Raw genomic sequence first — 6,310 nt, 5'->3', positions numbered from 1 at the left:
TGATCGACCTCAAGGGCATTGGGCAAGAACCTGTGTATGAATTGCTCTGGGGCGATCGTCCTCCCCAGCCTCTACGCCAACTGCATAGACTAACCCGTCCCCCACTAGGTTTACCGGCCAGTTTAGCTGTGGGAGCAGCCATGACCCTAGCCGTGATGGTTATACGATGGTTAGGCTTCCTACAAGCTCCAGAGTTACTTGCCTATGACCATCTCATGAGGCAGCGCCCTGTGGAGGCAATTGACCATCGACTTTTAGTAGTAGGCATTACGGAAGATGATATTAATCGATACAACTATCCCCTATCTGATCAGGTGTTAGCTGAGGTGCTAACCACGATAGCTGCCCACAGACCACGGGTGATCGGGGTAGATCTGCATCGCAGCCAGCCCAAGGGGGAGGGGCGTTCTGCGTTTTTGCGTCGGTTTAGGGAAAATCCTAACCTCTTTATCGTTTGTGCAGTCAGCAGTTCCACAAACCAGTATCATTCTCCCCCAGAATTCTCTGCCGAGCAGTTGACCTCTCAAGTTGGCTTCAGCGACATTGAACCAGACTGGTTTAGTGGTCGAGAAATTGTCAGACGGCAGTTTTTATTCCATGACCCCAAATCCCTAGAGAAACCGAATCCCAATTGTATGACACCCTTCAGTTTTAGCTGGCAACTTGTCCACCGCTACTTGCACCATGAAGGGGTATCAATTCACCAGCATCATCAACCCTATGCAACCAATCCTCAGCAATTGGGATTCGCTACCTTACAGCCACTACAGCCTTACTTTGCTGCTTACCAAGGATGGAATTGGCCCGGTCAACAAATTCTCCTCAATTATCGAGCAATTGTAGGCAAGCCATCCACACAAAACCTAGCTCAGTTCGTGACGCTGCATCAGGTGTTGTCTGGTCAGGTTGGTGCCGAGCTTGTAACCGATCGGGTAGTGCTGATTGGGGTAACTGCGGAGTATCAAGATGAGTTTGCAACCCCCTATGGCTATATGCCAGGCGTGTATGTTCATGCTCACATGGTGAGTCAGCTCTTGAGTGCAGCATTAGATCAGCGTCCCTTAATCTGGGCATTGCCCCAGTGGCAGTGGTTACAGTGGGGAGATACCCTTTGGGTATTGGCATGGGCTACAGTAGGTAGCATCCTATCTTGGTGCTTAAAACCAGGATGGAAGCTGATAGCCACCAGCGGCATCACGATTGTAGTTCTACACTACCTCTGTCTCAGAAGCTTGATACAGGGCGGGTGGATGCCCTTTGTACCTTCAACGTTAGCCCTTCTGTTGACAATAGGCACTTTCGTGGCCTACAGCGTTGTCTATATTCCCAGCCGTAAGTAAATCTCCTAACTATGTTGCATCAATCTCTATTTGCTAGCCTCGCGATCATATGCCTACTACCCATCCCCAGCATAATCTCCGGATCCTCCCTAAATCTAGATCAAACTACTGCGGAGGCCGCAACACTAGATAGTAGACTATCAGCTAACTCTTCTGAGAGTCTGGGAGGCTCACCAAAGTCGCGCAAGCGTCCACCTGCGGGTCGGCCACGGCCTGGCGGTGGGTTGAGTGGTGGTAACCAATGTCCTAGAACTCCAATTCAACTTACGGCTATCATGCCTGGGGATGTTCACGGAGCTACGCTAACAAAAGAGACTAGCTTCTGGATCTATGTTCCCTATGCCGCTTCAGAGGTTAGTGCTGGTGAATTTTCGCTCCTAAGCCGTAGAGGAACCACGACTGTTTACAAAACTGGCTTTACTCTGCCCCCTACTCCGGGTTTTGTGAAGATTACCCTCCCAGCCCAGCTAGACAACTTCGAGGCAAATCAATACTATCAGTGGTTTTTGAGCTTGACCTGTGTAGCCAACACCAGCGATCGTCCCGACCAAACCATCAATGGCTGGGTAATTTATGTGACTCAACCTCCGCCACCACAGAATCAAGGTCAAGATGCGATTCCGGCTCTTTGGTATGACAAGGTGGATGACCTAGCAACCCGACTGCAAAAATCCCCAAGGGATGCATCTCTGCGTCAACAGTGGACAACCTTGCTCAAGGAACTAGGCTTCCCAGAGTTGGCTGATAAGCCGATCGTCGGCTCGGTTATTCTTTCGACGGTAACTACACCCTAATTCCATAACGCAATAACGGTCATTTATAGCCAATTGCCCACTAGCACATAGGTAGCCCAGTAGTAAGGATTAGCATAGCCCTCGTCTTGCATGAGGGAGAGTTGGGCTTGTTGTAGTGCCTGAGCTTTGCTGGTATTCGGTTTGAGTAACGACTGGTAAAAGCGGATCATCAGGCTAGTATTGGAGACATCTTGGGCCTCCCAGAGGGTGGCAAGGGCGCTGCGGGCACCCGATTGCAGAGCAATGCCAGTTAAGCCTAATACAGCTCGGTTGTCGCCTTTTGCCCCATAGCAGGCACTCAACACCAGCAGGTCGATCGTATCGCCGATGCCCTCAACACTGGTTTGAATTAGCTGGCCTAAATCTCTGGTATTGATTAGTCGATCGTAGGCAATGATAAAGGTTTCGGCTGGATCAGAGCTAAATTGACCATGGGTTTTGAGGTGCACAACGGAAAAACCACCCTGGGCTAGCTGGGTTTCTAGATTCTGGAGGGTGAAGTTTTGGTCTCGTAAAGATTCTCGAATGTTTGTGTATGCAGCAATGCCGTCTAGTTCTTGGTGGAGAAGCTCGATGGGGGGAAATTTCCCTGGGTCAACAATTTTTGCTTGTTCGACACCACCTGTAAACACTACTGGAGTGGTTAACCGAGGTCTAGGGCTGAATAATTCTAAGCGAGGAGCTAGGGCCACAGCATACCGTTCAATTAGATAGCGATCGCCATCATACAAAACTGCCATGGGGATTTTACGCAACAAACCATCAGCCACAAACACCAAGGTATTTACTGCCTTAGCTTGGGCAAGCTGCTCAGCAATCGGTTGAATCAACCATTGATAGACTTGTATTGCTTCTGGCACAGGACTATTGCCAGGCACCGATAGGTTTTGATAGAGACGATTTAGGGTATCTTCAACGGTCTGACGAGACACTGGGGTTTGGTGAATTGTCAACTGTTCTTGACCTGGTAGCTTGAGGATAACAGCAAGGCGATCGTCCAGCAACAAAGGATAGAGGGTAGCAGCAGCGGGATCAGCATTCACATCTGTCACAGCAACGGCTGACCCTAAGTCGCAGCCCATAAAGTTCTCTAACTCACTCAGTTGCAGATTGTCCACTTCTTGGATAGCTCGCCTGAGGTTGGCTTGACTCGGTGGGTTATTCCCTTGGGGTTGTAGCAACACATCAACTAAGCCCCGATAGACGGGTTCCACGCTGTCTCGGAAGGAGAATTGCACATCAGCATTGATATACAGTAGGTCGCTGCGAACAGATTCTAGGGTGTTTACGGCTGCTTGATAGTGTTCGATCGCCCTTGACACATTCCCTTGGGCTTTTTGTAATCGTCCTAGCTGCCACTCCCAACGGTAGCGAATTTCCGGAGCTTGAATGCTCTCTGTTAGCAATAGGGCTTGCTGGGTCAGAGATTGAGCATCTTGGTATTGCCCCACTTGCTCATATAGAGCGCCCAATTGTCCCGTAGCATAAGACTCCGCCCGTCGATCTTGCAAGTCCCTAGCCTGCTGCACGGCTTTGCTAATCTGTTGGGCGATCGCGACCATCTTACCACCCTTCACCCTGCTCCCTGCTGCCTCTAACTGCATCTGGCTTTGGGCTAGATTTAGCCTGGCATAGAGGCTGTTACGTCCAGTAGGGAGGCGATCGAGGCCAGTTTGAACATCGGTCACGAGGCTAGCGACTCGGCGTTGCTCTGTGGCTTGTCTCACCCAGGCTTGGATGTCATGGGCTGGATTTCTAGGATTCTTGTTGAGCCGGATGTCGCTTTGGAGGTCAGCGAACCAGCGTTGCAGATCCACTAATAGGCTCAGATGGTTGAGCTGAGCATTGACAGTCATGGCCGGACTGGCAGAGAGTTGGGCCGTTTGTTGATAGTAGCGAATAGCGTGTTCACGAAAATTCCTGGCATCTACCAATCGACTGATCGCCGCTGCTCGATCGCCCAACGCCCGCATCGTATTCCCCAACTCTAGCAGGGTAGCTCCCCAGTCAGCCGTTGAAGTCTGAGCTAACGTCAAGCTATCCCTAAGCACATCAGCAGAGTCAGTTAATAAGCCAATCTGGCGAAGCACAACCCCTAAATTACGCAGGCCGATCGCCCTCACTGAACTAGGCAACTGAGCCTGATTTAAGGTTTGTTTCACCTGTCCTAGAGTCTTTTCTGCGGCAATGCCCAACCCCATGGATTGCAGCGCCCTAGCCTGGTTAATTTGGCTGCCTACTAAGCCTGGAGTGTAGTTAGCTTGCTGGTAATATTGACTCGCCTTGTACCACGACTCCAGTGCTGCCTGGGGCTGGCCAGAAACCCACTGTTGCCGTCCCTGGGTGTTCCACACCATAGCCAGTGCTTGGTGATAGTTGACACCGCTAATGCCCGTGGGTTGCGTTTTCAGCAGGTCAAGACTAGTGACGATCGCCCGCTCAGCTTGAATCCACATTCCTAGCCGCTGGTAGGCCAAGGATAGGTTACTTTGCACCAAGGCTTGGTTCAACACTTCATTGCTAGCTTGAAACTGTTGCAGGGCTTGATTCCACAGGTCGATCGCTTGGGGATATTGTCCTGCTTCGTAAGCAACAATCCCCTTCTGTAAAAGGCTAGCTCCAACACCCCTGCCAGTAGCCACCAACCATGGCTCCATATTGTCATCAGCGGTAATGTCATCAGGGGTTAACCCACTGACCCTCAGCCGAGAATCTGGAACTTGATGGGCTAGGGTCAATACCGATGGTATCAATACTGGTGTCCAGATCAGGGTAAACCCCAGCAAGCTGACCAGCATCAACCGTAACACCTTACCTATGGGTCTAGAGATAGCTGCCCTAGTCATAGCCATATCCCCTTGGTAATTCCCTACATACAACTGCTTTACCACTCTAGTACCTGAGGGTTCTCTGGCTGACTTACTAGACAACCCCTCCTGCTGATGTCTCAGATTCAGGCTGCAAATCACTAGCCTAGTTGCTGGTGATGGTTTAGCGATCGCCTATTTCGACAAGGTTTGATAGTATCCACGCCGTCCTGGTACAGATTGCCACAGAGTATTTTTACCCTTAGACAGATCCGTAGTCACCCGATGCCGTACTTGCTCCTGAATATTTGCAGGTACCTTGCCAAACAACCCTTCAATAATCTGGTCAATATCCATGGCTTCATTAGGATGATCATCCAAAAATGCCTTAATAGCCTTGACTACACTGGGCTGTCCTTTGTAGGGAGGTAGAAATGGAACATTCTTGATAGAAAACTTTCGCACTACGGTCACAGGTGATCGTTTATCAGCACTAGTAGTTTTCTTACTCTGCTTCTTGACTGATGACTGAGCTGATTTTGCCTTGGGTTGGGGTGATGGAACGTACTTCGTTACCTTACTCGTGGATGGTTTTGTAGTTGGTGATTTTGCGATCGACTTAGCTGCCTGTGGCACCTTCTGGCTAAGACTCTTCTGAGAGGATGTAGAAGCCGCTAGGGTAGCATTCAAATCTCTAGACTGCCCTGATGACGAAGCATCTGGTAGGATTTTCTCGGTCGTAGCCAACACCTGCTCTAACCAGGCAATTTTAGTCTGACACTTCTCTAACTCTGCTGTCAGCTCAAGGTGATGCTGTCGTTCTTCCTCTAGGGTAGCTTTAGCCCAGTCTCGCATAGTCAGCATTGAGCTGAGATGTTCGGTTGGAAACTGAAAAAGGGAAGATTCGGGGGTTACTGATGGGGTAGGCATGGCAAAATGTGAAGAAGACTGCACTTGCATTTTAGAGCAGTTTCTAAATCTTGATATCAATCCTGAGCAGAAAAACTGCACAATTATAAAAGTCCTGTCTACACAAACCACCCAACCATTCTAGAGAATCTTACTAATCATTCCCCTCAGCCAATACCTTGCAGCAGTTGCTTCACCAGCATCAACAGGGATTCTAGCCGTTCGTGGCTCATCCAAGATGATGAACTTAATTACCCTGTTTCTCTGGACAATCCACTTCTCCGGATGCTAGCCACTTAGATTAAGCGACGAGGAGTAGATAGGTTGCGCAGCAGTTTCTTGTCCATCAAGCTTTGGATAGCCACTTGCACTTGCTCTAGAGAATAGCCTGTTAGTCGCTGTAGACGATCGTAGGTGATGGGGGCTAAAGAGGCATCCTGCTGCTTGACGACATTGATAA

Annotated in this window: 4 protein-coding genes; 2 read left to right on the top strand and 2 right to left on the bottom strand. The window is 49.7% G+C overall.

Annotated features, from left to right (window positions below):
- On the top strand, positions 1–1,340 hold a 1,340-nt coding region (locus NZ772_11710), incomplete at its 5' end, for a CHASE2 domain-containing protein (GenBank protein ID MCS6814212.1).
- A gap of 11 nt (positions 1,341–1,351) precedes the next feature.
- Positions 1,352–2,134 (top strand): DUF928 domain-containing protein, encoded by a 783-nt coding sequence (locus tag NZ772_11705; protein ID MCS6814211.1) that lies wholly within the window; start codon positions 1,352–1,354, stop codon positions 2,132–2,134.
- 23 nt (positions 2,135–2,157) lie between these two features.
- On the opposite strand, the gene NZ772_11700 is transcribed toward NZ772_11705, so the two are convergent.
- Complete coding sequence (locus NZ772_11700; protein ID MCS6814210.1) at positions 2,158–4,980, bottom strand: CHAT domain-containing protein; 2,823 nt, start codon at positions 4,978–4,980, stop codon at positions 2,158–2,160.
- 156 nt (positions 4,981–5,136) lie between these two features.
- Positions 5,137–5,805 (bottom strand): hypothetical protein, encoded by a 669-nt coding sequence (locus tag NZ772_11695; GenBank protein ID MCS6814209.1) that lies wholly within the window; start codon positions 5,803–5,805, stop codon positions 5,137–5,139.
- Positions 5,806–6,310 lie beyond the last annotated feature (505 nt).

This window comes from Cyanobacteriota bacterium, assembly GCA_025054735.1.
In the GTDB taxonomy this organism is placed as follows: domain Bacteria; phylum Cyanobacteriota; class Cyanobacteriia; order SKYG9; family SKYG9; genus SKYG9.
This window is presented reverse-complemented; position numbering and strand designations above follow the sequence as displayed.